The sequence below is a fragment of the Mesorhizobium vachelliae genome (assembly GCF_033977325.1).
Lineage (GTDB): Bacteria > Pseudomonadota > Alphaproteobacteria > Rhizobiales > Rhizobiaceae > Mesorhizobium > Mesorhizobium vachelliae.
The window spans coordinates 108887-130993 of sequence record NZ_JAVIIR010000004.1 but is presented as its reverse complement, the minus strand read 5'-3'; the positions used below and the strand labels follow the sequence as shown (position 1 = coordinate 130993).

At 63.3% G+C, this 22107-nt stretch carries 25 protein-coding genes; 21 read left to right on the top strand and 4 right to left on the bottom strand.

The features are described 5' to 3' along the window. Nucleotides 1-849, bottom strand: coding sequence for an SDR family oxidoreductase (locus RFM41_RS10790; RefSeq protein ID WP_320245227.1), 849 nt, complete (start codon nt 847-849; stop codon nt 1-3). Between the two features lie 192 nt (nt 850-1041). Here RFM41_RS10790 and RFM41_RS10785 point away from each other — a divergent pair, with 192 nt between their 5' ends. The 6 genes from RFM41_RS10785 to RFM41_RS10760 all read left to right on the top strand — a co-directional run bounded on the left by RFM41_RS10785 (nt 1042) and on the right by RFM41_RS10760 (nt 5637). Further along, complete coding sequence (locus tag RFM41_RS10785) at nt 1042-2076, top strand: cysteine synthase A (protein WP_320245226.1); 1035 nt, start codon at nt 1042-1044, stop codon at nt 2074-2076. After that, nucleotides 2076-2819: an alanyl-tRNA editing protein gene (locus RFM41_RS10780; protein WP_320245225.1), complete on the top strand. Its 744-nt coding sequence runs from the start codon at nt 2076-2078 to the stop codon at nt 2817-2819. The genes RFM41_RS10785 and RFM41_RS10780 overlap by 1 nt, the downstream gene beginning before the upstream one ends. 90 nt (nt 2820-2909) lie before the next feature. Continuing rightward, nucleotides 2910-3761, top strand: coding sequence for a 3-mercaptopyruvate sulfurtransferase (gene sseA / locus RFM41_RS10775; protein WP_320245224.1), 852 nt, complete (start codon nt 2910-2912; stop codon nt 3759-3761). Next, a complete protein-coding gene (locus tag RFM41_RS10770; protein ID WP_320245486.1) occupies nt 3761-4324 on the top strand; it encodes a GNAT family N-acetyltransferase in 564 nt (187 codons plus the stop codon). Before sseA ends, RFM41_RS10770 begins: the two co-directional genes overlap by 1 nt. A 141-nt stretch (nt 4325-4465) precedes the next feature. Continuing rightward, complete coding sequence (locus RFM41_RS10765) at nt 4466-5023, top strand: OmpA family protein (RefSeq protein WP_320245223.1); 558 nt, start codon at nt 4466-4468, stop codon at nt 5021-5023. 146 nt (nt 5024-5169) lie between these two features. Beyond that, nucleotides 5170-5637 (top strand): DUF1203 domain-containing protein, encoded by a 468-nt coding sequence (locus RFM41_RS10760; RefSeq protein ID WP_320245222.1) that lies wholly within the window; start codon nt 5170-5172, stop codon nt 5635-5637. 440 nt (nt 5638-6077) lie between these two features. Here the strand turns inward: RFM41_RS10760 and ald are convergent, their stop codons facing one another. Continuing rightward, on the bottom strand, nt 6078-7193 hold the full coding sequence (gene ald, locus RFM41_RS10755) for an alanine dehydrogenase (RefSeq protein WP_320245221.1): 1116 nt from the start codon (nt 7191-7193) through the stop codon (nt 6078-6080). A 212-nt stretch (nt 7194-7405) separates the two neighbouring features. On the opposite strand from ald, the gene RFM41_RS10750 reads away from it, so the two are divergent. Both RFM41_RS10750 and RFM41_RS10745 read left to right on the top strand, forming a co-directional pair. Next, nucleotides 7406-7879, top strand: coding sequence for an Lrp/AsnC family transcriptional regulator (locus tag RFM41_RS10750; RefSeq protein WP_040994689.1), 474 nt, complete (start codon nt 7406-7408; stop codon nt 7877-7879). 141 nt (nt 7880-8020) lie between these two features. Then, a complete protein-coding gene (locus RFM41_RS10745; protein WP_320245220.1) occupies nt 8021-8371 on the top strand; it encodes a hypothetical protein in 351 nt (116 codons plus the stop codon). Between the two features lie 98 nt (nt 8372-8469). Here RFM41_RS10745 and RFM41_RS10740 read toward each other — a convergent pair whose 3' ends face one another. After that, nucleotides 8470-9129, bottom strand: a complete 660-nt coding sequence (locus RFM41_RS10740) for a 5-formyltetrahydrofolate cyclo-ligase (RefSeq protein ID WP_320245219.1) — start codon at nt 9127-9129, stop codon at nt 8470-8472. Between the two features lie 174 nt (nt 9130-9303). Here RFM41_RS10740 and RFM41_RS10735 point away from each other — a divergent pair, with 174 nt between their 5' ends. The 8 genes from RFM41_RS10735 to RFM41_RS10700 all read left to right on the top strand — a co-directional run bounded on the left by RFM41_RS10735 (nt 9304) and on the right by RFM41_RS10700 (nt 15879). Next, nucleotides 9304-10569 (top strand): NAD(P)/FAD-dependent oxidoreductase, encoded by a 1266-nt coding sequence (locus tag RFM41_RS10735; RefSeq protein WP_320245218.1) that lies wholly within the window; start codon nt 9304-9306, stop codon nt 10567-10569. Between the two features lie 141 nt (nt 10570-10710). Beyond that, nucleotides 10711-12699 carry a bifunctional 2',3'-cyclic-nucleotide 2'-phosphodiesterase/3'-nucleotidase gene (locus RFM41_RS10730; RefSeq protein ID WP_320245217.1) on the top strand — a complete coding sequence of 663 codons (1989 nt, stop codon included), beginning with the start codon at nt 10711-10713 and terminating at the stop codon, nt 12697-12699. Nucleotides 12700-12828: 129 nt separating this feature from the next. After that, nucleotides 12829-12957 carry a hypothetical protein gene (locus RFM41_RS10725; RefSeq protein WP_263497950.1) on the top strand — a complete coding sequence of 43 codons (129 nt, stop codon included), beginning with the start codon at nt 12829-12831 and terminating at the stop codon, nt 12955-12957. 102 nt (nt 12958-13059) lie between these two features. Continuing rightward, nucleotides 13060-13350, top strand: a complete 291-nt coding sequence (locus tag RFM41_RS10720; RefSeq protein ID WP_042642267.1) for a Dabb family protein — start codon at nt 13060-13062, stop codon at nt 13348-13350. Nucleotides 13351-13419: 69 nt separating this feature from the next. Continuing rightward, entirely contained in the window at nt 13420-14307 is an 888-nt protein-coding gene (locus RFM41_RS10715) for a VOC family protein (RefSeq protein ID WP_320245216.1), read from the top strand. After that, on the top strand, nt 14304-15149 hold the full coding sequence (kdsA, locus tag RFM41_RS10710) for a 3-deoxy-8-phosphooctulonate synthase (protein ID WP_320245215.1): 846 nt from the start codon (nt 14304-14306) through the stop codon (nt 15147-15149). The genes RFM41_RS10715 and kdsA overlap by 4 nt, the downstream gene beginning before the upstream one ends. A gap of 86 nt (nt 15150-15235) precedes the next feature. Then, nucleotides 15236-15442 (top strand): dodecin family protein, encoded by a 207-nt coding sequence (locus RFM41_RS10705; protein WP_073986887.1) that lies wholly within the window; start codon nt 15236-15238, stop codon nt 15440-15442. A gap of 71 nt (nt 15443-15513) precedes the next feature. After that, nucleotides 15514-15879 carry a PRC-barrel domain-containing protein gene (locus tag RFM41_RS10700; protein WP_320245214.1) on the top strand — a complete coding sequence of 122 codons (366 nt, stop codon included), beginning with the start codon at nt 15514-15516 and terminating at the stop codon, nt 15877-15879. Between the two features lie 57 nt (nt 15880-15936). On the opposite strand, the gene RFM41_RS10695 is transcribed toward RFM41_RS10700, so the two are convergent. After that, on the bottom strand, nt 15937-16059 hold the full coding sequence (locus RFM41_RS10695; protein ID WP_320245213.1) for a hypothetical protein: 123 nt from the start codon (nt 16057-16059) through the stop codon (nt 15937-15939). A gap of 200 nt (nt 16060-16259) precedes the next feature. Between RFM41_RS10695 and eno the strand changes: the two genes are divergently transcribed. From eno to RFM41_RS10670, 5 genes are all read left to right on the top strand, one after another. After that, nucleotides 16260-17534, top strand: coding sequence for a phosphopyruvate hydratase (eno, locus tag RFM41_RS10690; RefSeq protein WP_320245212.1), 1275 nt, complete (start codon nt 16260-16262; stop codon nt 17532-17534). 157 nt (nt 17535-17691) lie between these two features. Continuing rightward, complete coding sequence (locus RFM41_RS10685; RefSeq protein ID WP_095818097.1) at nt 17692-18015, top strand: FtsB family cell division protein; 324 nt, start codon at nt 17692-17694, stop codon at nt 18013-18015. 176 nt (nt 18016-18191) lie between these two features. Continuing rightward, nucleotides 18192-19229 (top strand): pyruvate dehydrogenase (acetyl-transferring) E1 component subunit alpha, encoded by a 1038-nt coding sequence (gene pdhA / locus RFM41_RS10680; protein WP_320245211.1) that lies wholly within the window; start codon nt 18192-18194, stop codon nt 19227-19229. Between the two features lie 15 nt (nt 19230-19244). Then, the gene (locus tag RFM41_RS10675; RefSeq protein WP_320245210.1) at nt 19245-20639 is read left to right on the top strand and encodes a pyruvate dehydrogenase complex E1 component subunit beta; all 1395 of its coding nucleotides are present in this window, start codon (nt 19245-19247) and stop codon (nt 20637-20639) included. Between the two features lie 18 nt (nt 20640-20657). Beyond that, nucleotides 20658-22034 (top strand): pyruvate dehydrogenase complex dihydrolipoamide acetyltransferase, encoded by a 1377-nt coding sequence (locus tag RFM41_RS10670; RefSeq protein WP_320245209.1) that lies wholly within the window; start codon nt 20658-20660, stop codon nt 22032-22034. Nucleotides 22035-22107 lie beyond the last annotated feature (73 nt).

Below are 22107 nucleotides of genomic sequence, written 5' to 3'. Positions count from 1 at the left end.
TTATGTTGCCTTGTCGCGGGACGGATCTTTTCGGCCGGGCAGCCCGCGGTCGAAATGCAACGGCCTCGCCCACCAGTGGGTGGTGAGGCCGATGACGAAGCGGCCGATCGAGCGCGGCAGCAGGCCGAGCAGCTTCAACGGCCAGCTTATGTGATACGGGAAGGTGACTTCGAAGCCGCCCTTCCTGATGCCGCGCGCCATGCGGCGCGACGCGCGATGCACAGGCATGAGGCCCGGCATCGGCAGCTTGTTCTTTTCGGTCAAAGGTGTGTCGATGAATCCCGGGTTGATGACCTGGACACGGATGTTCATCTTGTCGAAGTCGTATTTCAGCGACTCCGCCAGGATGTTGATCGCGGCCTTGGTGCCGCCATAGGCCGCCGTTGTCGGCCAGCCGGAATAGGCGGTGACCGATCCGACCAGAACGACATGGCCCCGTCCGCGCAGGCGCATATGCTCGACGACAGGCACCAAGCCATTGATGATGCCGAAATAGTTCACGGCGAAGGAGCGATGGAAATCGCGCACCACCAGATTCTCGCCGGGGGTGGCGATGTAGTTGCCGGCATTGAAGACGGCGAGCACGATCGGGCCTATCTGCTCTTCGATCGCGGCGGCCGTGCGCGCCATGCCATGCTCGTCGGTCACGTCGCAGGGAAAGGACCTCACATGCCCGGGCATTTGCGCCGTTTCGACGATCAGCGTGTCGGCCGGATCCTGCGGCAGCGACGTCACCGCGACGGCATAGCCTTGATTGGCGAGATCCCTGGCCAATGCCCGGCCAAGCCCGCTGCTGCCGCCCGTGATCCAGGCGACACCGTCTTTCGGATTGGCCCGGTAGAGTGCCATGGGAAGTCCCGCGAATGTTCCGGTCTGCTCTAGCGGCGGAGAAATCCGTTGAAAAGAGCGGTTCTTGCCCCACCTGTTGAAATGATCGCGAGCATTGCACCATCCGGAATGCAACTGGACCAGGCAAAATCTTGCCTTGAAACCGCGGCGTCCGGTTTTTAGGGTCTCGCCGCACACACGAAGGAATCCCGCATGCCCCGTTCTGTGATCGAAGCGATCGGCAACACGCCACTGATCCGGCTCAACAAGGCCTCGGAGGCGACCGGCTGTGAGATCCTGGGCAAGGCCGAATTCATGAATCCGGGGCAATCGGTGAAGGATCGCGCGGGCCTGTTCATCATCAGGGACGCCGAACAGCGCGGGTTGCTGCGGCCGGGCGGAGTCATCGTTGAAGGGACCGCCGGCAACACCGGCATCGGCCTGACGCTGGTGGCCAAGGCGCTCGGCTACCGCACCGTTATCGTCATTCCTGACACGCAGAGCCAGGAAAAGAAGGACGTGATCAAGATCCTGGGGGCCGAGCTCATCGAGGTGCCGGCCGTGCCCTACAAGAACGCCAATAATTACATAAAACTGTCGGGCCGCCTTGCCGAGCAACTGGCGCGCTCCGAACCCAACGGCGCGATCTGGGCCAACCAGTTCGACAATGTCGCCAACCGCGACGGCCACGTCCGCACGACCGCGCAGGAAATCTGGGCCCAGACCGACGGCAAGATCGACGGCTTTGTCTCGGCCGTCGGCTCCGGCGGCACGCTCGCCGGTATCGCGCTCGGACTCAGGGGCAAGAGCAAGGACGTCAAGATCGCGCTCGCCGATCCGCTGGGCGCCGCGCTCTACAGTTTCTACACCAGCGGCGAGTTGAAATCGGATGGCAACTCGATCACCGAGGGCATCGGCCAGGGCCGCATCACCGCCAATCTCGAAGGCTTCACGCCGGACTTCTCCTACCAGATCCCGGATGAGGAGGCGTTGCCGATCATCTTCGACCTGATCCAGGAAGAGGGGCTCTGCGTCGGCGGCTCGACCGGTATCAACATCGCCGGCGCCATCCGGCTGGCGCGCGAGCTCGGACCCGGCCACACCATCGTGACGATCCTTGCCGACTACGGCACGCGCTACCAGTCCAAGCTCTTCAATCCGGAATTCCTGCGCGGCAAGAATCTCCCGGTGCCGGGCTGGATGGAAGAGAAGGCCGACATTTCCGTGCCGTTCGAAAAGGTGGCGTGATGGCGCACAAGACCGAAGCGCTGTTTCGCGACGACGCCTATCAGAAGACGGCTGAGGCCGAGGTCGTCGCCATCAACGATCGTGGCGGCATCCTTCTCGACCGTACGATCTTCTACGCCACGTCCGGCGGACAGCCGGGCGATACCGGCATGCTCGAGCGGACGGATGGCGGCCGCGTCGCGATCGCCGCCACCATCACCGGCGAGACCAAGGACGAGATCATCCATGTGCCGGCGCCGGAGCAGGCGCTGCCCGTTGTCGGGGAAAAGCTGAAGCTTCTGATCGACTGGGAGCGGCGGCACCTCCTGATGCGCATGCATTCCGCTTGCCACCTGCTGACCGTGGTTTGCCCCTTCCCAATCACCGGGGCAGCGGTCGCCGAGGATGACAGCCGCGTCGACTTCGATATTCCCGACGCCGGCTTCACCAAGGAAGATGTGACGGCCCGGCTGATGGAGCTGGTGCGCGCCGACCATCCGATCTTCACCCGGCTGATCACCGACGAGGCGCTGGCCGCCAATCCCGGCCTGGTCAAATCGAAGAACGTCCGCCCACCCGTCGGCACCGGCAAGATCCGCCTGGTCTGCATCGGCGACAATGGCTCGATCGACAGCCAGCCTTGCGGCGGCACGCATGTGAAGTCGACCGGCGAGGTCGGCGAGATACATATCGGCAAGATCGAGAAGAAGGGCCGTGAGAACCGACGCTTCCGCATACGCTTCGGACCGATGCCGGCGAACTGACGCTTGAGAGATAGAGCATGATGTCGCCCGAAAGCCGCTTCACACTTTTCGGCATCATGCTCTAAAGCAGGGCGGGGCAGGGAGAACAAAATGGCGCAGGACAGTCCCTTCATCGTCGACGCCGATTGGCTGCAAAAGCGGCTTGGCGAGCCCGGCCTCACCATTATCGACGCCTCCTGGTATCTGCCGGCGCAAAACCGCGACGCCCGCGCCGAATACGACGCCGCTCACATTCCCGGAGCGCGCTTCCTCGACCAGGACGCGGTTTCCGATCCGGATTCGAAACTGCCGCACACACTGGCCTCGCCGCAGCACTTCGCCCAATATGTCGGCGCGAGGGGCATTTCGGCCGACGACACCATTGTCGTCTATGACGGGCCAGGCCTGTTCTCGGCGCCGCGCGCCTGGTGGATGTTCCGTGTCATGGGCGTCTTTCAGGTCTACATCCTGAATGGCGGCATCGACCGATGGAAGGCCGAGGGGCGGCCGGTGACTTCTGAGCCGACACGGACCGCGCCGAGTGTCTTCCATGCTGATTTCGACAAAAGCCGGGTCGTTAGCCTCGACGAGATGCGCAGGATCGTTGCCGGCCAAGAGAGCCAGATCGCCGACGCGCGCTCGGCCGGCCGCTTTGCCGGCACCGATCCGGAGCCGCGCCCGGGCGTCCGTTCGGGCCATATGCCGGGCGCGCGCAATGTCCCGATCACGGCGCTTGCCGAGAATGGCGAGCTGCTGCCCAAGGACCGCTTGCGCAAGGTGGTCGAGGGTGCCGGCATCGACCTCTCGAAGCCCGTTGTCACGTCCTGCGGCTCGGGCATCACGGCGGCGGCGATCACCCTGGCGCTGGAGACGCTCGGCCATAGCGACAACCGGCTTTACGACGGGTCCTGGACGGAATGGGGCGGTCTCAGCGACACGCCGGTGGTGACGGGGAAAGAATGATGGAAAACGGCGCGCCGCAAGATATCGATGTCACGGTCACGTTCCTGGAGATGCATGCGGCGCCGGCGGTCTCGCCGCCGATCCCCTACAACCGCCAGATCGCGCTGCTGAAGACGAAAGATATCCCGCTCCATTTCTACCGCTATCTGATGGATCGCGTTGGGCGCAAATGGCACTGGGTCAATGTGCTCAGGCTGAGCGACGAGGAGCTTGCCGCCGGCCTGCACCGCGAGGACCGCGACATCCGCGTGCTCTACCTCGACGGTGCTCCCGCCGGCTTCTTCGATCTCAAGCCGCATCTGCCGGACGAGGTGGAGCTCGCCTATTTCGGCATGATGGAGCATGCGCACGGCCAGGGCATCGGCCGCTGGTTCCTGGGCGCCGCGATTTCGGCGGCTTGGGCGTATGGGCCAAGGCGCGTCACCGTGCAGACCTGCACGCTCGACCATCCGGCGGCTCTGCCGCTCTACCAGAAGCTCGGCTTCACGCCGGTGGCGCAGAAGAAGGAGGTCGTGCATCCGCTGACCTTCGCCGAGCGCTCGGCCAGTGTCATGCGAGGCTAAAGTCGTTCAGGCAATTCCAGAAAAACCGCAACACGCTTCTTCTGGAATTGCCTTGCGCCTGAACATCCCGTTCATCGCCGCTTCAGACTGTCTTTGCCATTGTCCGGCCGCATTACGAGGCCGAACTTATTGGAGAAAGACATGTTGACCCGACGTACATTTGCCGTGGCCGTAATCGCGGCAATTGCCATGCCGAGCCTGGCATCCGCGCAGGCGACCACGCCTTCGGCCGCAACGATCGAGCGGCAGCTCGACGCTGCACCCATGAAGAAGCCGCGCCCGAACGAACGCGTCACCATTCGCGAGTTCAAGCGCCGGCCGGACCTGCGGCGCATGGCGCGCTCGATCGACATCCAGTCGATCAATTTCGAGTTCGGCTCGGCCGCTATCGCCCCCTCGCAATACGGCAAGGTCGAGACCATTGCCGACGCGCTCCATCGCATCCTGCGGCGCGACCGCGGCGCCCGCATCCTGATCGAGGGCCACACCGACGCCGTGGGTTCCTTCGAATCGAACCAGGTCCTGTCCGAACGCCGCGCCGCATCGCTGAAGCGGACGCTGGCGGGTGAGTTCGGCGTGCCCTCCTTCGCATTGGACACTGTCGGCTATGGCGAGGAATTCCTGCTTGTGCCGACGCAGCAGGAAAACTGGCGCAACCGCCGCGTGACGTTGCGCCGCTTCGACGAGTTCGTGCGGTAGCGCCCAGGGCCGATAATGCCGATGGTCGAGGGCCCGGTTGTTCAAAGCAGCCGGGCTCTTTCATATGCGCGCCGGCAGTCAGGAATCGGGTGGGAGGCGCTGTTGCCAAGGCATAGTTTCCGAACATAGACACCGGAGATTTCGCCATGAGCATCCAGTTCAAAGCCTTGCCGACCGAAGCCGTGCGCGCCTTGCAGCGGGGAGGGCCCGATGCCTATGGCCGCCCCCCGGAGCACCGGATTTCCGATGGCGACGGCGTGCCATGCAGGCATTGCCTGAAGAACGTCGCCGAGGGTGACGGCTATCTGATCGTTGCCTACCGACCATTCCCGGACCTGCAGCCCTATGCCGAAACCGGCCCGATCTTCCTGCATGCCGAGGAATGCGAACGTGCCGCCGGAGGCGATGCGTTGCCGGAAATGCTCGAAAGCAGCGACTATATCGTCAGGGGCTACGGCAAGGACGATCGCATCGTCTATGGCAGCGGCGCCGTCACGCCGACCGGCGAGATTGCCGCCCGGGCGCGGACGCTGTTCGGGCGCGACGACATCGCCTACATCCATGTCCGCTCGGCGCGGAACAATTGCTACCAATGCCGCATCGAGCGGGCCTGAACCCAAACCGGCATGACCCCAAAAAGAAGCCCGCCGATGGTCAGGCGGGCTGTTGGAGGGTCTGACAGAAGCTGTCGGCAAGTGCTGTCCGGGCCGGACTCGTCCGACCCGGAAAGCAGCTCAGGCCGCCAGTAACGGCGCGTGTCTAGGCGCCTTTCCTGACGGGCGAATGTGAAGCATTTCACACAAGCGGCATAATGGCCGGAAAGAGAAACCCGGCGTTCCAAGACTGTCGTATTCCCGTCGTACTCCTTTGCTAGAAAGTAATGGTTGATGATGTGTCGACCGCGGATGGACCGGCGGCGGATCGCAACTTCGAGGAAGCGGGGCTTTTGCTCCGCTTTTTTGTTGCCCGGATTTTCTTGGTGCGACCAGTGCGCACAAGAAAAAGCCCGCCGGAATGACCCGGCGGGCGACTGAAGGAAATCTTCGCGGATTTATCAGGCGGCAAGGACCGCCTTCGGCTCGACCATTTCGTAGCCGAGTGCTTCGGCGACGGCGCGGTTGGTGATCTTGCCCCTATGGACATTGAGGCCGTTGCGCAGGTGGTGGTCATCGACCAGTGCCTTGAGGCCCTTGTCGGCGAGCTGCAGGCCGTAATGCAGCGTCGCGTTGTTGAGCGCGTGCGCCGAGGTGACCGGCACGGCGCCCGGCATGTTGGCGACGCAATAGTGGATCACGCCGTCGACCTCATAGGTCGGATCGGCATGTGTCGTGGCATGCGAGGTCTCGAAGCAGCCGCCCTGGTCGATCGCAACGTCGACCAGCACCGAGCCCTTCTTCATGCCGGAAAGCATCTCGCGGGTGACGAGCTTGGGCGCGGCGGCGCCCGGGATCAGCACGGCGCCGATGACGACGTCGGCCGAGAAGCATTCTTCTTCCAGCGCTTCGACGGTCGAGTAGCGCGTATGCACGCGGCCGCCAAAGATGTCGTCAAGCTGGCGCAGGCGCGGGATCGAACGGTCGATGATGGTGACGTCGGCGCCGAGGCCGGCAGCCATCTTGGCCGCGTGCAGGCCGACGACGCCGCCGCCGAGCACGGTGACCTTGCCGGGCAGCACGCCGGGCACGCCGCCGAGCAACACGCCGCGGCCGCCATTGGCCTTCTGCAGCGCGGTCGCGCCGGCTTGGATCGACAGGCGGCCGGCGACTTCCGACATCGGCGCAAGCAGCGGCAGGCCGCCGCGGTCGTCGGTCACGGTCTCATAAGCGACCGCGGTGACGCCCGAGCCAAGAAGACCCTTGGTCTGCTCCGGATCCGGAGCCAAATGGAGGTAGGTGTAGAGGATCTGGCCGTCGCGCAACTGGACCCATTCGTTGGGCTGCGGCTCCTTGACCTTGACGATCATGTCCGACTTGGCGAACACGTCGGCCGCCGTCTTGGCGATGGTGGCGCCGGCGGCGCGATAGGCGTTGTCATCGGCGCCGATGCCGGCGCCAGCGCCGGTCTCGACCAGCACCTCGTGGCCATGCGCGACATATTCGCGGACCGAGCCGGGCGTCATGCCGACGCGGTATTCATGGTTCTTGATTTCCTTGGGGCAGCCGACACGCATTCTTCTTCTCCTCTGCGCGCCCTTCGAAGGGCGCTCTCCCTGTCATTTGTGCGTGCCATCAGCTCCAAACGCCGCGCGATCCGGAGGCGACACGCAATAATGGCAGTCAACCACGAATCGTTCCGTATGTGTTTGCGAATGCACTTGCGGCAATGGCTGGTCTTCGATAATCGTTGCGCAAAAGATCAAAAAATTCGCAGGAACCACGAAGAATGCCGCTCGACAGGATTGATATCGCCATTCTGGAGACTTTGCAGAAGGATGGCCGGATCCCCAATGCGGCGCTTGCCGAGAAGGTCGGTCTTTCCCAGTCGGCCTGTTCGCGCCGGCTCGACAATCTGGAGAAGTCCGGAACCATCCGCGGCTACCACGCGCGGCTGTCCAACTCCGCGCTCGGCCACCAGATGACGGCGATCGTGCACATATCGCTGTCAGGGCAATTCGAGAAGACGCTGTCGGATTTCGAGGCGGCGATCAAGCGCTGCCCCAACGTGCTCTCCTGCCATCTGATGTCGGGCGAATACGATTACATCCTGCGTATCGCGGCGAAGGACCTCGTCGACTATGAGCGCATCCACAAGGAATGGCTGTCGGCCATGCCGCATGTGACGAAGATCAACTCATCTTTCGCGCTGCGCGAGATCGTCGATCGCACGGCGGTCGGGCTGCGGCCCGAGATGGCCTAGCAAGGTTCATCGCTTGACGGAACGGTCGACCTCTTTGTTCACATTGATTTGACGCCATTTCCGGACGAAACCGTTTCACGCGTTGCCTGGAATTGCTCTAGCTTCCGGCCTCAACACCATCAAAGAGGCAGCGGCTGGACCATGACAGAAAGAGTCACCCTGGCCGAGTCGTTGCCGGCAACCTCCGTCGTCCGCATCTCGCGCGCCACTTTCGAGCCGGTTCGGTTCGCCGAGGTCGACGCTGCGAGCAAGAAGACCTCGCAGTACATAATCCCGGCCGTCAGACGGCTGCCGGGGCTCCTCCACTTTTATTCAGGCGTCTCGCCGAAGGGCGAGATGGTCCAAGTTAGTGTCTGGGATACCGACGAGCATGCGGCGCAGCTCAACACGCTGAAGGAGATGGTCGTCGACGGCCGCGGGGACATGGAGGCGGCCGGCGTCACTTTCACTCCGATTTTCCACTACCCGATCGACTGGACCTGGACCGTTTAAAGCATGTCTCCCGAAAGTGGGAACCGGTTTCGGGATAAAGACATGCGTAAATCAAAACCTAAAGCGCATGGAGCGAATCTGAAAGATCGCGACGCGCTTTAGGCGGTATTCGCCTCCGTAACCACGGTCGTCATTGGAATGTCGTGCGGTTGCGGATAGATGGTAGGTATGCGCTGCAATTCGTAGCCGACGCCGATGACCAGCGGCCTGAACGGCATTGCGGCAAGCGTGCGATCGTAAAAGCCGCCGCCATAGCCCAGCCGATACTTGCCGGCATCGATACCGACGATCGGCGAGATCACGATATCGGGCAGGACCGGATCGCCTGCGGCTGGGATCGGAATGTTCCAGACGCCCTTTTCCAGCCGATCGCCCGGTTTGTAGGCGCGAAACACCAGCGGCTGTCCCTTCTCGATGACGACAGGCAGCGCGGTGCGGGCGCCGCGCTCGTTGATTGCGGCCATCCAGCCGCGCAGATCCGGTTCGCCGCGAAACGGCCAGTAGAGGCTGACCATCCGGCCGTCTATGTCGCCGATCAGCGCGTCGATGCCGTCCGCAATGCGTGCCGACATGGCGGCGCGCGCGTCGGCTGATACGGCAAGGCGGGCATTGATGAGCCGCTCGCGCTCGGCCTTGCGCCATCGCCTGACATCCGTCCAATCGGAAAGCGGCTCGCGATATTCCGGGTCCAGTTCATGCATGAAGCAGGGCGGTGATGCGTATTGGGCAGGCCCGTCGTCGTCGCGATTATCAGCCATGATAGGTTCCTGTCGTGCTGTCTCACGCTATACCTGCGGCAAGGCGCGCTACATGTGCATTCACGACGCCGCGCGACGACTCTGGGGCATGTTTCCTGCCCGGCAAGATGTTGTTGCAGCGCACAAAAATACTTACATCTCTGTGTGGTAGTTTTACGTCGCGAGGTGAATGAAATGAGCGAAGCCGGGCATCATGTCGTGGTCGTCGGCGCCGGGTTCGGCGGGCTCGAGCTCACCCGCGCATTGTCTGGGGCGCCGGTGCGCATCACCATGATCGACAAGCGCAATCACCACCTGTTCCAGCCGCTGCTTTACCAGGTGGCGACGACGTCGCTGGCGACCTCCGAGGTCGCCTGGCCGATCCGCCATTTGCTGCGCAGGCGCAAGGACGTGACGACGCTTCTCGGCAACGTCACGGGCGTCGACCGCGCCGGCAAACGCGTGCTGCTCGAAGACGGCAGTTCGATGCCCTACGATACGCTCGTGCTCGCCACCGGCGCGCGCCACGCCTATTTCGGCCATGACGAGTGGGAACCGTTCGCGCCGGGGCTGAAGACCCTCGAGGATGCCACCGCGATCCGCCGCCGCGTCCTGCTCGCCTTCGAGCAGGCGGAGCGCGAGGCCGATCCAGCAAAGCGCCAGGCGCTGCTGACGCTGGTCATCGTCGGCGGCGGGCCGACCGGCGTCGAGCTCGCCGGCACCATTGTCGAGCTTGCGCATGACACGTTGCGTGGCGAATTCCGCAACATCGACACACGTCAGGCGCGCGTCGTGCTGATCGAGGCCGGCGACCGTATCCTGGCCAATTTCGCGCCGCAGCTTTCGGACTATGCCCACAAGGCGCTGGAACGGCTGGGCGTCACCGTCGAGCTCGGGCGCCCCGTCACGCAACTCGATGCCGAAGGCGTGGTCTTCGGCGACAAGCAGCTGCCGGCAAGGACGATCATCTGGGCGGCCGGCGTTGCCGCTTCGCCGGCGGCCGAATGGCTTGGAGCGACGGCCGACCGGGCGGGCCGGGTGATCGTCGAGCCCGACCTCACCGTGCCCGGCAATCCAGACATCTTCGTCATCGGCGACACCGCGCATGTGCTGCGACCGGACGGAAAGCCGGTGCCGGGCGTGGCGCCCTCGGCCAAGCAGGAGGGCAAGCATGTCGCCGCGACGGTCAAGGCGCGACTTGCCGGCGACACGGCGACGCGTCCTTTCCAGTACCGGCATGCCGGCGACCTCGCGACGATCGGCAAGCGCGCCGCCGCAATCGATTTCGGCTGGATCAAGCTCACCGGCTGGCTCGCCTGGTGGCTCTGGGGCATAGCCCACATCTATTTCCTGATCGATTTCCGCAACCGCCTGGCGGTCTCGCTTAGCTGGCTATGGATTTATCTCACCGGTCAGCGCAGCGCGCGCCTGATCACCCAGGGCGACGACGACAAGAGCTGATTTCGTCGCCGTCACCTGCTTCATCGACGCGTCACCTTCTCATGATTGAAAGGCTTTTCGCGCACGTGGACTCGAAACGTCTTCAGCGCCATGCTCCGCTGCTGGGGCAAGGGTTATCGCGTTGTCGAAGAGGAGAAGAAAATGTCACGGCTGCCCGTCTCCCGTCGCGGATTCTCCCGCCGCGAATTCCTGGCCGGCGCGGCTGCCGGCACCGCGCTGATCATGCTGCATCCGTTCTCCGCCCGCGCCGCGCCCAATCAAGCGCATCTCAGGATCATGGAGACCACCGACATCCATGTGAACCTGCTGCCGTACGATTACTACGCCGACAAAGCGAACGACACGATGGGCCTGTCACGCACGGCTTCGCTGATCGACGCCGTGCGCAAGGAAGCCGCCAATTCGATGCTTATAGACAATGGCGACCTCCTGCAGGGCAGTCCGATGGGCGACTACGTTGCCTACGAGAAGGGCATGAAGGATGGCGACCTGCATCCGATCATGAAGGGCATGAACCTGCTCGGCTATGAATGCTCGACGCTTGGCAACCATGAGTTCAATTACGGCCTGTCCTTCCTCGACAAGGTGCTGGCCGGCGCCAATTTCCCATTCGTCTGCGCGAACCTGATCCGCGGCACCACGCTTGCGACCAACCCGCGCGACGACAAGCTCTATCTCAAGCCGTATGTGATCCTCGACAGGAAGATCAAGGACGGCTCTGGCGCCGAGCAACCGATCAGGATAGGCGTCATCGGCTTCGTGCCGCCGCAGATCATGGTCTGGGACCTGAAGAACCTTGATGGCAACGTCCAGACGCGCGATATCGTCGAGGCGGCCAAGGCCTGGGTGCCGCAGATCAGGGAAGAAGGCGCCGACATCATCATCGCGCTCTCGCATTCCGGCATCGATATCAAGCAGGGCGACAAGATGGAGAACGCCTCCTTCTTCGTCGCCGGCGTCGAGGGCATCGACGCCGTCTTCACCGGCCACCAGCACCTGGTCTTCCCCGGCAAGAAGGATTTTCAGGCGCTCGCAGGCGTCGACACCGAGAAGGGCACGCTGCAGGGCAAGCCGGCCGTCATGGGCGGCTTCTGGGGCTCGCATATGGGCCTCATCGACCTGCTTCTGGAGCGCGACGGCTCGAAATGGCGGGTCGTCTCGGCCACCTCCGAGGCGCGGCCGATCTACGAGCGCGTCGATAACAAGAACAAACCGACGGTCGGCGACGACAAGCGCATCATCGCGGCGCTAGAGCAGGACCACGAGGCGACACTCGCCTATGTCCGCCGCCCCGTCGGCAAGACATCGGCGCCGCTCTATTCCTATTTCGCTCTGGTCGCCGACGACCCGTCCGTGCAGATCGTCAATCAGGCGCAGACCTGGTATCTCAAGGACATATTGAAGAGCACTGAGTGGAAGGATGTACCGCTCCTGTCGGCGGCGGCGCCCTTCAAGGCCGGCGGCCGCAACGGCGCCGACTACTATACCGACGTTCCCGTGGGCGACATCGCCATCAAGAACGTCGCCGATCTCTATCTCTACCCGAACACGGTGCGCGCCGTCGAAATCACCGGGGCCGAGGTGAAGGAATGGCTGGAGATGTCTGCCGGCATCTTCAACCATATCGAGCCGGGCAAGGCGGATCAGGCTCTCATCAACACCGACTTCCCGTCCTATAATTTCGACGTGATCGACGGCGTCACATACCGGATCGACCTGTCGCAGCCGCCGAAATACGATGCCAAGGGCGGCGTGGCGAACGCCGGTTCCAACCGTATCGTCGACCTGAAATTCGACGGAAAACCGATTGATCCCGCAGCGAAATTCGTCGTCGCCACCAACAACTACCGCGCCGGCGGCGGCGGCAATTTCCCCGACATCAACGCCTCGAAGATCATCTACGAGGCGCCGGACACCAATCGCGACGTGATCGTGCGCTATGTCGTCAGCGAGGGCACCATCAACCCGTCTGCGGACGACAACTGGTCCTTCGCGCCGCTGCCCGGCACCAGCGTCGTCTTCGAGACCGGACCGAGGGCCAAGAATTTCATCGCGGAGGTCAAGTCGTTGAAGATCGAGCCTGCCGGCGATGGCGAAGCAGGCTTCGCCAAGTATCGCATTACCCTTTGATCCGGCGCTGCCAGCCGATCTGTCCGCTGGCGCAAAGGCAAAAGCGGCACCCGGCAAAAAGCGGTGAACTGACAAAATCGCCGCCGCTGCCGCTCTGGTTCCGGCCATTCACATGCGATAGTTTTAGCCATGCGTTATGTGATCGTCATCGCCGCCATCACCTTCTTCCTGTTCTGGGACGGCCTCTACAATCGCGGCCACTACCTTGATGTGACCGTGCGGGAGATGTCGCGCATCGTGCGCTACGTCACCGGGTGAGATTTCGCCGGCTTCGCATCGCGGGCGCGACATCGTTGCGGGTTGACGCCTGGGCGTTGCTCCCACAAAAACGCTGCTGAATCGAAGACCAGGGAGGCTGGCTTGATCCGGCACATCGTTTTCTTCAGCGTGCGGCGCAAGGAAGATGTCGAGGCTGTGCGCTCGGGCCTGCTGGCGCTTGGCAAGATTCCGCATTCGAAGCATTTCGAGGTGACGCTCAACACCAAGGTCGATCTTTTCTCCAACGCGATCGATGTGGTCGTCTATGCCGAGTTCGAGGATGAGGCCGCCCTTGCCGCTTATAAGGCGCATCCGATTTATGCCGATACGACCAGCAAGGTGAAGCCGCTGCGCGAACTGCGCTATTCCGCGGATGTCGTGGCCGCTGCCTGAGCGGGCAAAGCGCGCTCTGTCGGTCCGCGCTCTTGAACCGCGGGCCGGAATGAGGCACACCGCGCCGGCATGATCGAAAGCTCCGCCAATCCGCTCGACCATCTCGTGCTGCCGACCAGAAGCCTCGATGCTGTGCGGTTGCGTCTGGCCTCGCTCGGCTTTGTCGTCGCTCCGACAGGCGTCCATCCGTTCGGCACGGAGAATGCCTGCGTCTTTTTCACTGACGGCACCTATCTGGAGCCGCTGGCGGTGGGAAATGCACAGGCGACGGAACAGGCGATCGCGGCCGGCAATGTCTTCATAGCGCGCGACCGCCTCTATCGCGAACGGCTGGGCGAGGAGGGTTTTTCCGCCGTCGTGCTCGGAACCGGCAATGCCGATGCCGACCACAGGCGCTTTGTCGAAGCCGGCCTGTCGGCTGGGGACATGCTGAGTTTTTCACGCGTCTTTACTGACGCGAGCGGGAAGAGCGATACGGCGTCCTTCAAGCTGGCCTTCGCGGCCGGCTTGGCGGCGTCGGACGCCTTCCTCTTCGCCTGCGAGCGCGTCAACCCGCCCAAGATCGACCGCACGGCGCTCCAGGCGCACGCCAACGGCGTGACCGGTATTGTCGAAGTGGTCGCGGTCAGCGATGCGCCGGCCGCGCAGATCGGGCTGATTGCGATCGCCGCCGTCGCGATTACCCACAAGCTGAGTGCGGGTGACGCTGCGGTGGGGCTGCCGAATGCGATCCTGAGCGTGGTCACGCCGGAAAGCTACGCGCGGCTCTTCGGCCTGACGGCCAAGCCCTCGTCGCATTTGCGATTTGAGGCAGTTGTTTTCTCGATCCGCGACAAAGCGTCAGTTGCGCACGCGCTTGCGGCAGGGGCGATCGATCACAACATGAGCGGCAGCGATATCGTCGTTCCACCGGCGCCCGGGCAGGGCGCTGCCTTCATCTTCCGGGAGACCCCATGAGCAAGCCCCTGGCGCCCAATTCGTCGGTAACCATCGGCAAGGTCGTCTTCGCCAACAACGCGCCGCTGTCGCTGATCGCCGGCCCGTGCCAGCTTGAATCGCGCCAGCACGCTTTCGACATGGCCGGCGCGCTGAAGGAACTGACGCAACGCCTGGGGATCGGCCTCGTCTACAAGAGCAGCTACGACAAGGCCAACCGCACCTCGCTGTCGGCAACGCGCGGCGCCGGCCTCGAAGCGGCGATGCCGATCTTCGACGACCTGCGCAAGGAGTTCGGCCTTCCTGTGCTGACCGACGTCCACACCGAGGAGCAATGCGCTGTTGTCGCGCCGCATGTCGATGTCCTGCAGATCCCGGCCTTCCTGTCTCGGCAGACCGACATGCTGGTCGCCGCCGCAAAAACCGGCAAGGTCATCAACGTGAAGAAGGGCCAGTTCCTCGCGCCTTGGGACATGAAGAACGTCGTCGCCAAGATCACCGGCTCCGGCAATCCGAACGTGCTTGCCACCGAGCGCGGCGTCTCCTTCGGCTACAACACTCTGGTCTCGGACATGCGCGCCCTGCCGATCATGGCCGAGATCGGCGCCCCGGTGATTTTCGACGCGACCCATTCGGTGCAGCAACCAGGCGGGCAGGGCGGCTCTTCCGGCGGCGAACGGCGCTTCGTCGAAACGCTCGCGCGCGCGGCCGTTGCCGTCGGCGTCGCCGGTGTCTTCATCGAAACCCATCAGGACCCCGACAACTCGACATCCTCCGACGGTCCGAACATGGTCCCGCTGAAGGATATGCCGGCGCTGCTGGAAAAGCTGATGGCCTTCGACCGCATCGCCAAGGGTCACTGATCCGGGCCAATCCTGCGCCGGCTTGTGGTTGCACCGAGCCGGCGCTACGCTCGTTTCGTAACTGAGCGTCTTGGCAGGAGGAAGCCATGTCCGTTGCCCGCGTTACCGAAATCACGTCGTCGTCCAAGAAGAGCTTTCAGGATGCCATCGAGAAGGGCATCGCACGCGCCGCAAAGACCCTGAAGAACGTCGAGGGCGCCTGGATCCAGGACCAGAAGATCGTCGTCGAGGACGGCAAGATCGCCGCCTACCGGGTCAATATGAAAGTCACCTTCATCCTCACCGACAGCTGAGCAAGATCGTCGGAACCTTCGTCCGCTCCTCTCATTGTCAATACAGGCATTCAACCGAGAGGAGCACCACCATGACCACCCCGTCCGGGCACACCGAAGCCATTGCCGCCTCGCGCGTTATCGGCACGTCTGTCTACAACACCGAAGGCAGGAGCATCGGCAGCGTCGAGGATGTCATGCTCGACAAGATGTCGAACGGCATCATGTTCGCCGTGATCGGCTTTGGCGGCTTTCTCGGAATGGGCGAGAAGTATCACGCCGTTCCCTGGGCGACGCTCGACTACGACAAGGAAAGAGGCGGCTATGTCGTGCCGTTCACCAAGGAGCAGCTCCAGGCCGCGCCCGCCTATTCGATCAAGGAACTGACCGGCGCGGATGGCGAGGCCGCGCGCGACGCCTCCTTCGATTATTATCAGGTCACGCCTTACTGGCACTGACCGGCCAGCAGGAATCGCAAAGGCCCTCGGCAAGCCGAGGGCCTTTGCGCCTTGGCGCTACCGCGCCGCTTCGAGGGTGAATAATTCCACCGAGCTCTGCTGGGGTTTCTGGTCGTCGCATGACGTCAGAAACGCCGCCGCGATCAGGAACAAACTCACGATACCGCTCAACTGGGACATGGCGAAACTCCTCCTGTTTCGCCCCGCGCGAACGCGACCATAGATGAGATGGTCGCGCAGCGCGCATGACTTATGATGACAGAAATTTGCGCTTCGTGAATCCCGCCCGCGGCAATAATTGCGGCGCCGCCGATTGCCTTTTGCGCCGCTTTGGCTAAGAGGGGCGCGACGCTTCAATCGATCAATCGGGGACATCGCAAATGACCGCCATCATCGACATTGTCGGGCGTGAAATCCTGGACAGCCGTGGCAATCCGACCGTCGAGGTCGACGTGGTGCTGGAAGACGGCTCGATGGGCCGCGCCGCTGTGCCCTCGGGCGCATCGACCGGTGCGCATGAGGCGGTCGAACTGCGTGACGGCGGGCCGCGCTATCTCGGCAAAGGCGTTCAGCGCGCGGTCGAGGCCGTGAATGGCGAGCTGTTCGAGGCGATCGGCGGCATGGAAGCCGAGAACCAGATCCATATCGACCAGACGATGATCGAGCTCGACGGCACCCCGAACAAGAGCCGCCTCGGCGCCAATGCCATCCTCGGCGTATCGCTGGCGGTCGCCAAGGCCGCGGCCGAAGCCGCCGGCCTGCCGCTCTACCGCTATGTCGGCGGCACCAAGGCGCATGTCCTGCCGGTGCCGATGATGAACATCATCAATGGCGGCGCCCATGCCGACAACCCGATCGACTTCCAGGAATTCATGATCCTGCCCGTTGGCGCGCCGACGCTGCGCGACGGCGTGCGCTGGGGCTCGGAGATTTTCCACACGCTGCGCAAGAAGCTCAAGGACGCCGGCCACAACACCAATGTCGGCGACGAGGGCGGTTTCGCTCCCAATTTGAAGAGCGCGCCGGCGGCGCTCGATTTCATCATGGAATCGATCGAGAAGGCCGGCTTCAAGCCGGGCGAGGATGTCGCGCTCGGACTCGACTGCGCCGCCACCGAGTTCTTCAAGGACGGCAACTACGTCTATGAAGGCGAAAAGAAGACCCGCGATCCGAAGGCGCAGGCCAAATATCTCGCCAAGCTGGCTGCCGATTACCCGATTATCACCATCGAGGACGGCCTTGCCGAGGATGACTGGGAAGGCTGGAAGATCCTGACCGACCTGATCGGCAAGAAGATCCAGCTCGTCGGCGACGACCTCTTCGTCACCAACACGGCGCGGCTGCGCGACGGCATCCGCATGGGCGTCGCCAATTCGATCCTGGTCAAGGTCAACCAGATCGGCTCGCTGACCGAGACGCTCGACGCGGTCGAGACTGCGCACAAAGCCGCCTACACCGCGGTCATGTCGCACCGTTCGGGCGAGACGGAAGATTCGACCATCGCCGACCTGGCGGTCGCTACCAATTGCGGACAGATCAAGACCGGATCCCTGTCGCGTTCGGACCGCATGGCCAAGTACAACCAGCTTATCCGCATCGAGGAAGAGCTCGGCAAGCAGGCGCGCTACGCCGGCAAGTCGGTGATCAAGGGCTGATCCGGCCTGTTCGAACAGTCTGAAAAAAGGGCGGGTCATTCCCGCCCTTTTTCGTCTCCGGGGATCCTGCGACAGGCCGCCGTAACCGTCCATTAAGCACAATCGGGCGAAATACGACTCATGGCCGCTTGCGTTCGCGGTCGCGAGGGTTCGGGTCATGTGGACACGTCAGCACAAGCAGAGAAACACCGGCAGGCTGATCATCCCCTCGCTTTGCGTGCTCTTCCTGGCCTATTTCGGCTTTCATGCCTATCACGGCGAATTTGGCATCTACTCCAAGTATCGGCTCGAGGCCCGGGCGGTCGAACTGCAGGCCCAGTTGGATGCCGTGAAGGCGCGCCGGATCGACTTCGAGCGTCGCGTCCAACTGATGCATGAAGGCACGTTGGAGAAGGATATGCTTGACGAGCAGGCCCGGAAGGCGCTCAATCTGTCCCAGCCCGACGAAATCACCATCATGCTGCCCGCGCCGACGAAATAACCGCATTCCGGTTAATCGTCTTTATTCGCAATGATTCTAATCGCTTAGATGCATGCCAGCCATGCATTTTTCAGCATGGCGCAATGCATCCTTGCATGTTAGCCTCGCGCAAATCGCTGGGGGAGACGATCGATCTTCCCGAATGTCCGCAAAGAGACGCCAACAGGGAGTGACGCATGGCCACCGCCGCCAAAAAAGCGCCCGCCAAATCCAGATCCGACAAACAGTCCAATTTATCAGCGCCCAAGCCCGCTGATTTCACCAAGGAAGAAGAGCTTTCCGCCTACCGGCACATGCTCCTGATCCGCCGGTTCGAGGAGAAGGCCGGCCAGCTCTACGGCATGGGCTTCATCGGCGGCTTCTGCCATCTCTATATCGGCCAGGAAGCCGTCGTCACCGGCATGAAGATGGCATTGGTCGAAGGCGACCAGATGATCACCGCCTATCGCGACCATGGCCATATGCTGGCGATGGAATTGTCGCCGCGCGGCGTCATGGCCGAGCTCACCGGCCGCCGCGGCGGCCTGTCGAAGGGCAAGGGCGGCTCCATGCACATGTTCTCCAAGGAGAAGCATTTCTATGGCGGCCACGGCATCGTCGGCGCGCAGGTGTCGCTGGGCACCGGTCTCGCCTTCGCTAACCGCTACCGCGACAACAAGAACGTCTGCCTGACCTATTTCGGCGACGGCGCCGCCAATCAGGGCCAGGTCTATGAAAGCTTCAACATGGCCTCGCTGTGGAAGCTGCCGGTGATCTACATCATCGAGAACAATCGCTACGCCATGGGCACGTCCGTCTCGCGCTCGTCGGCCGAGACCGACTTCTCGCACCGCGGCGCTTCCTTCAAGATTCCGGGCATCCAGGTCGATGGCATGGACGTCCGCGCCGTGAAGTCGGCCGGCGAGCTCGCCACCGAATGGTGCCGCGCCGGCAATGGCCCGCTGATCCTTGAGATGCAGACCTACCGCTATCGCGGCCATTCGATGTCCGACCCCGCCAAATACCGCTCCAAGGAGGAAGTGCAGAAGATGCGCTCCGAGCACGACCCGATCGAGCAGGTCCGGGTGCGGCTGCTCGACAAGAAGTGGGCAAGCGAGGACGAGCTCAAGGCCATCGACAAGGAAGTCCGCGACGTCGTCGCCGACGCCGCCGAATTCGCCCAGAACGACGCCGAGCCGGATCCGTCCGAGCTCTGGACCGACATCGTACTCTAAGGAGAGGGCAAGGACATGCCGATCGAAATTCTCATGCCCGCGCTCTCGCCGACGATGGAAGAGGGCAATCTTTCCAAATGGCTGAAGAACGAAGGCGACAAGGTCGTCGCTGGCGACGTCATCGCCGAGATCGAGACCGACAAGGCGACGATGGAAGTCGAAGCCGTCGATGAAGGCACGCTGGGCAAGATCCTGGTTGCCGCCGGCAGCGAGGGAGTGAAGGTCAACACGCCGATCGCCGTTCTCTTGCAGGAAGGCGAGAGTGCTGCCGATGTCGGCAAGGCCGCGGCGCCCGCCAAGGCGGAAGCACCGGCAAAGGCCGAGGCGCCCGCCGCCAAGGAAGAAGCTCCCGCCAAGCCGCAAGCCCCCGTCGCCGCCGCGCCGAAGGCGGAGGTCGCCGCCGATCCGGACATCCCCGCCGGCACCGAAATGGTGTCCACCACGGTGCGCGAGGCGCTGCGCGACGCCATGGCCGAGGAAATGCGCCGCGACGGCGACGTGTTCGTCATGGGCGAGGAAGTCGCCGAATACCAGGGCGCCTACAAGATCACCCAAGGCCTGCTGCAGGAATTCGGGCCGCGCCGCGTCGTCGATACGCCGATCACCGAACACGGCTTTGCCGGTGTCGGTGTTGGCGCTGCGATGGCTGGGCTGAAGCCGATCGTCGAGTTCATGACCTTCAACTTCGCCATGCAGGCGATCGACCAGATCATCAACTCGGCCGCCAAGACGCTCTATATGTCCGGCGGCCAGATGGGCGCGCCGATCGTCTTCCGTGGCCCGAACGGCGCCGCTGCCCGCGTCGCCGCCCAGCACTCACAATGCTATGCCGCCTGGTACAGCCATATCCCCGGCCTCAAGGTGGTGATGCCCTACACGGCTGCCGACGCCAAGGGCCTGCTCAAGGCGGCGATCCGCGACCCGAACCCGGTCATCTTCCTCGAGAACGAGATTCTGTATGGCCATTCCTTCGACGTGCCGAAGCTGGACGACTTCGTGCTGCCGATCGGCAAGGCGCGTGTCCACAAGCAGGGCAAGGATGTCACGCTCGTCTCCTTCGGCATCGGCATGACCTATGCGGTCAAGGCCGAGGCCGAGTTGCGCGGCATGGGCATCGATGCCGAGATCATCGATCTCAGGACCATTCGGCCGCTCGACTTCGACACGATCATCGCCTCGGTAAAGAAGACCAACCGTCTCGTGGTGGTGGAAGAGGGTTTTCCGCAGAATTCGGTCGGCGACCATATCGCCAACCAGGTCTCGCAGCGCGCCTTCGACTTCCTCGACGCGCCGGTGATCACCATCGCCGGCAAGGATGTGCCGATGCCTTATGCGGCGAATCTGGAAAAGCTGGCCTTGCCCAATGTCGGCGAGGTCGTCGAGGCGGTCAAAGCCGTAACCTATCGCTGAGCCGGTCGGGAGGACATCATGCCAATCAACATCACCATGCCGGCGCTCTCTCCGACCATGGAAGAGGGCAACCTGTCAAAATGGCTGGTCAAGGAAGGCGATAAGGTTTCGCCAGGCGACGTGATCGCCGAGATCGAGACCGACAAGGCGACGATGGAAGTCGAAGCCGTCGACGAAGGCACGGTCGCCAAGCTGGTGGTTCCGGCCGGTACCGAAGGCGTCAAGGTCAACGCGCTGATCGCCATCCTGGCCGGCGAAGGCGAGGATGCCAGCGCCGCGGCCAAGAGCGGCGGCAGCGCCGCGCCAAAGGCCGAAGCGCCAAAAGCGGATGCTCCGAAGGCCGAAGCGCCCAAGGAAGCACCCAAGCCGGCGGCAGCAGCCGCCGCGCCCGCGCCGGCGAAGGCTGAGCCTGCTCCCGTCGCCAACGGCCACGCCGCCGGCGATCGCGTCTTCGCATCGCCGCTGGCCCGCCGCATCGCCAAGGATGCCGGCGTCGACGTGACGGCGCTGACCGGTTCCGGCCCGCATGGCCGCGTGGTGAAGGTCGACGTCGAGGCGGCGATCGCTTCCGGCGGCGCCAAGGCCGCGCCGGAAGCGAAGGCGCCCGCCGGCGCCCCGTCCGCTCCGGCCCCTGCGCCGAAGCCGATGTCGGACGACCAGGTGCTGAAGTTGTTTGCCGAAGGCTCCTACGAGCTTGTGCCGCATGACAACATGCGCAAGACCATCGCGCGCCGCCTGGTCGAGGCCAAGTCCACCATCCCGCATTTCTATCTGACGCTGGACTGCGAGCTCGATGCGCTCTTGGCGTTGCGCACGCAGTTGAATGCGGCAGCCCCCGTGAGGAAGACCGACAAGGGCGAGGTTCCCGCCTACAAGCTCTCCGTCAACGACATGGTCATCAAGGCCATGGCCATGGCGCTGATGGCGGTGCCGGATGCCAATGCGTCCTGGACCGAGAACGCCATGGTCAAGCACAGGCACGCCGATGTCGGCGTCGCGGTGTCGATCCCCGGCGGCCTGATCACGCCGATCATCCGGCATGCCGATGAAAAGACGCTGTCGGTCATCTCCAACGAGATGAAGGACCTGGCCAGCCGCGCCAGGAACCGCAAGCTGAAGCCCGAAGAATATCAGGGCGGCACGACGGCGGTGTCCAATCTCGGCATGTTCGGCATCAAGGACTTTGCCGCCGTCATCAACCCGCCGCATGCGACGATCCTGGCGGTCGGCGCGGGCGAGGAGCGAGCAGTGGTGAAGAAGGGCGAGATCAGAATTGCAACGGTCATGTCGGTGACGCTTTCGACCGACCACCGCGCCGTCGACGGCGCGCTCGGCGCGGAGCTCCTCGGCGCCTTCAAGCGCATGATCGAGAACCCGATGAGCATGCTGGTCTAGGAAGGAAAAGGCGGTGCGGAAGTTCTTCACCGGCCTTTTCGCCTTGATCATTTTCGATCCCGCCGGCGAGCTC

Bases quoted from the DNA above. Each gene is read 5' to 3' on its own strand.
- RFM41_RS10790 (WP_320245227.1), bottom strand. From the start codon at position 849: ATGGCACTCTACCGGGCCAATCCGAAAGACGGTGTCGCCTGGATCACG.
- RFM41_RS10785 (WP_320245226.1), top strand. From the start codon at position 1,042: ATGCCCCGTTCTGTGATCGAAGCGATCGGCAACACGCCACTGATCCGG.
- RFM41_RS10780 (WP_320245225.1), top strand. From the start codon at position 2,076: ATGGCGCACAAGACCGAAGCGCTGTTTCGCGACGACGCCTATCAGAAG.
- sseA (WP_320245224.1), top strand. From the start codon at position 2,910: ATGGCGCAGGACAGTCCCTTCATCGTCGACGCCGATTGGCTGCAAAAG.
- RFM41_RS10770 (WP_320245486.1), top strand. From the start codon at position 3,761: ATGGAAAACGGCGCGCCGCAAGATATCGATGTCACGGTCACGTTCCTG.
- RFM41_RS10765 (WP_320245223.1), top strand. From the start codon at position 4,466: ATGTTGACCCGACGTACATTTGCCGTGGCCGTAATCGCGGCAATTGCC.
- RFM41_RS10760 (WP_320245222.1), top strand. From the start codon at position 5,170: ATGAGCATCCAGTTCAAAGCCTTGCCGACCGAAGCCGTGCGCGCCTTG.
- ald (WP_320245221.1), bottom strand. From the start codon at position 7,193: ATGCGTGTCGGCTGCCCCAAGGAAATCAAGAACCATGAATACCGCGTC.
- RFM41_RS10750 (WP_040994689.1), top strand. From the start codon at position 7,406: ATGCCGCTCGACAGGATTGATATCGCCATTCTGGAGACTTTGCAGAAG.
- RFM41_RS10745 (WP_320245220.1), top strand. From the start codon at position 8,021: ATGACAGAAAGAGTCACCCTGGCCGAGTCGTTGCCGGCAACCTCCGTC.
- RFM41_RS10740 (WP_320245219.1), bottom strand. From the start codon at position 9,129: ATGGCTGATAATCGCGACGACGACGGGCCTGCCCAATACGCATCACCG.
- RFM41_RS10735 (WP_320245218.1), top strand. From the start codon at position 9,304: ATGAGCGAAGCCGGGCATCATGTCGTGGTCGTCGGCGCCGGGTTCGGC.
- RFM41_RS10730 (WP_320245217.1), top strand. From the start codon at position 10,711: ATGTCACGGCTGCCCGTCTCCCGTCGCGGATTCTCCCGCCGCGAATTC.
- RFM41_RS10725 (WP_263497950.1), top strand. From the start codon at position 12,829: ATGCGTTATGTGATCGTCATCGCCGCCATCACCTTCTTCCTGTTCTGG.
- RFM41_RS10715 (WP_320245216.1), top strand. From the start codon at position 13,420: ATGATCGAAAGCTCCGCCAATCCGCTCGACCATCTCGTGCTGCCGACC.
- kdsA (WP_320245215.1), top strand. From the start codon at position 14,304: ATGAGCAAGCCCCTGGCGCCCAATTCGTCGGTAACCATCGGCAAGGTC.
- RFM41_RS10705 (WP_073986887.1), top strand. From the start codon at position 15,236: ATGTCCGTTGCCCGCGTTACCGAAATCACGTCGTCGTCCAAGAAGAGC.
- RFM41_RS10700 (WP_320245214.1), top strand. From the start codon at position 15,514: ATGACCACCCCGTCCGGGCACACCGAAGCCATTGCCGCCTCGCGCGTT.
- RFM41_RS10695 (WP_320245213.1), bottom strand. From the start codon at position 16,059: ATGTCCCAGTTGAGCGGTATCGTGAGTTTGTTCCTGATCGCGGCGGCG.
- eno (WP_320245212.1), top strand. From the start codon at position 16,260: ATGACCGCCATCATCGACATTGTCGGGCGTGAAATCCTGGACAGCCGT.
- RFM41_RS10685 (WP_095818097.1), top strand. From the start codon at position 17,692: ATGTGGACACGTCAGCACAAGCAGAGAAACACCGGCAGGCTGATCATC.
- pdhA (WP_320245211.1), top strand. From the start codon at position 18,192: ATGGCCACCGCCGCCAAAAAAGCGCCCGCCAAATCCAGATCCGACAAA.
- RFM41_RS10675 (WP_320245210.1), top strand. From the start codon at position 19,245: ATGCCGATCGAAATTCTCATGCCCGCGCTCTCGCCGACGATGGAAGAG.
- RFM41_RS10670 (WP_320245209.1), top strand. From the start codon at position 20,658: ATGCCAATCAACATCACCATGCCGGCGCTCTCTCCGACCATGGAAGAG.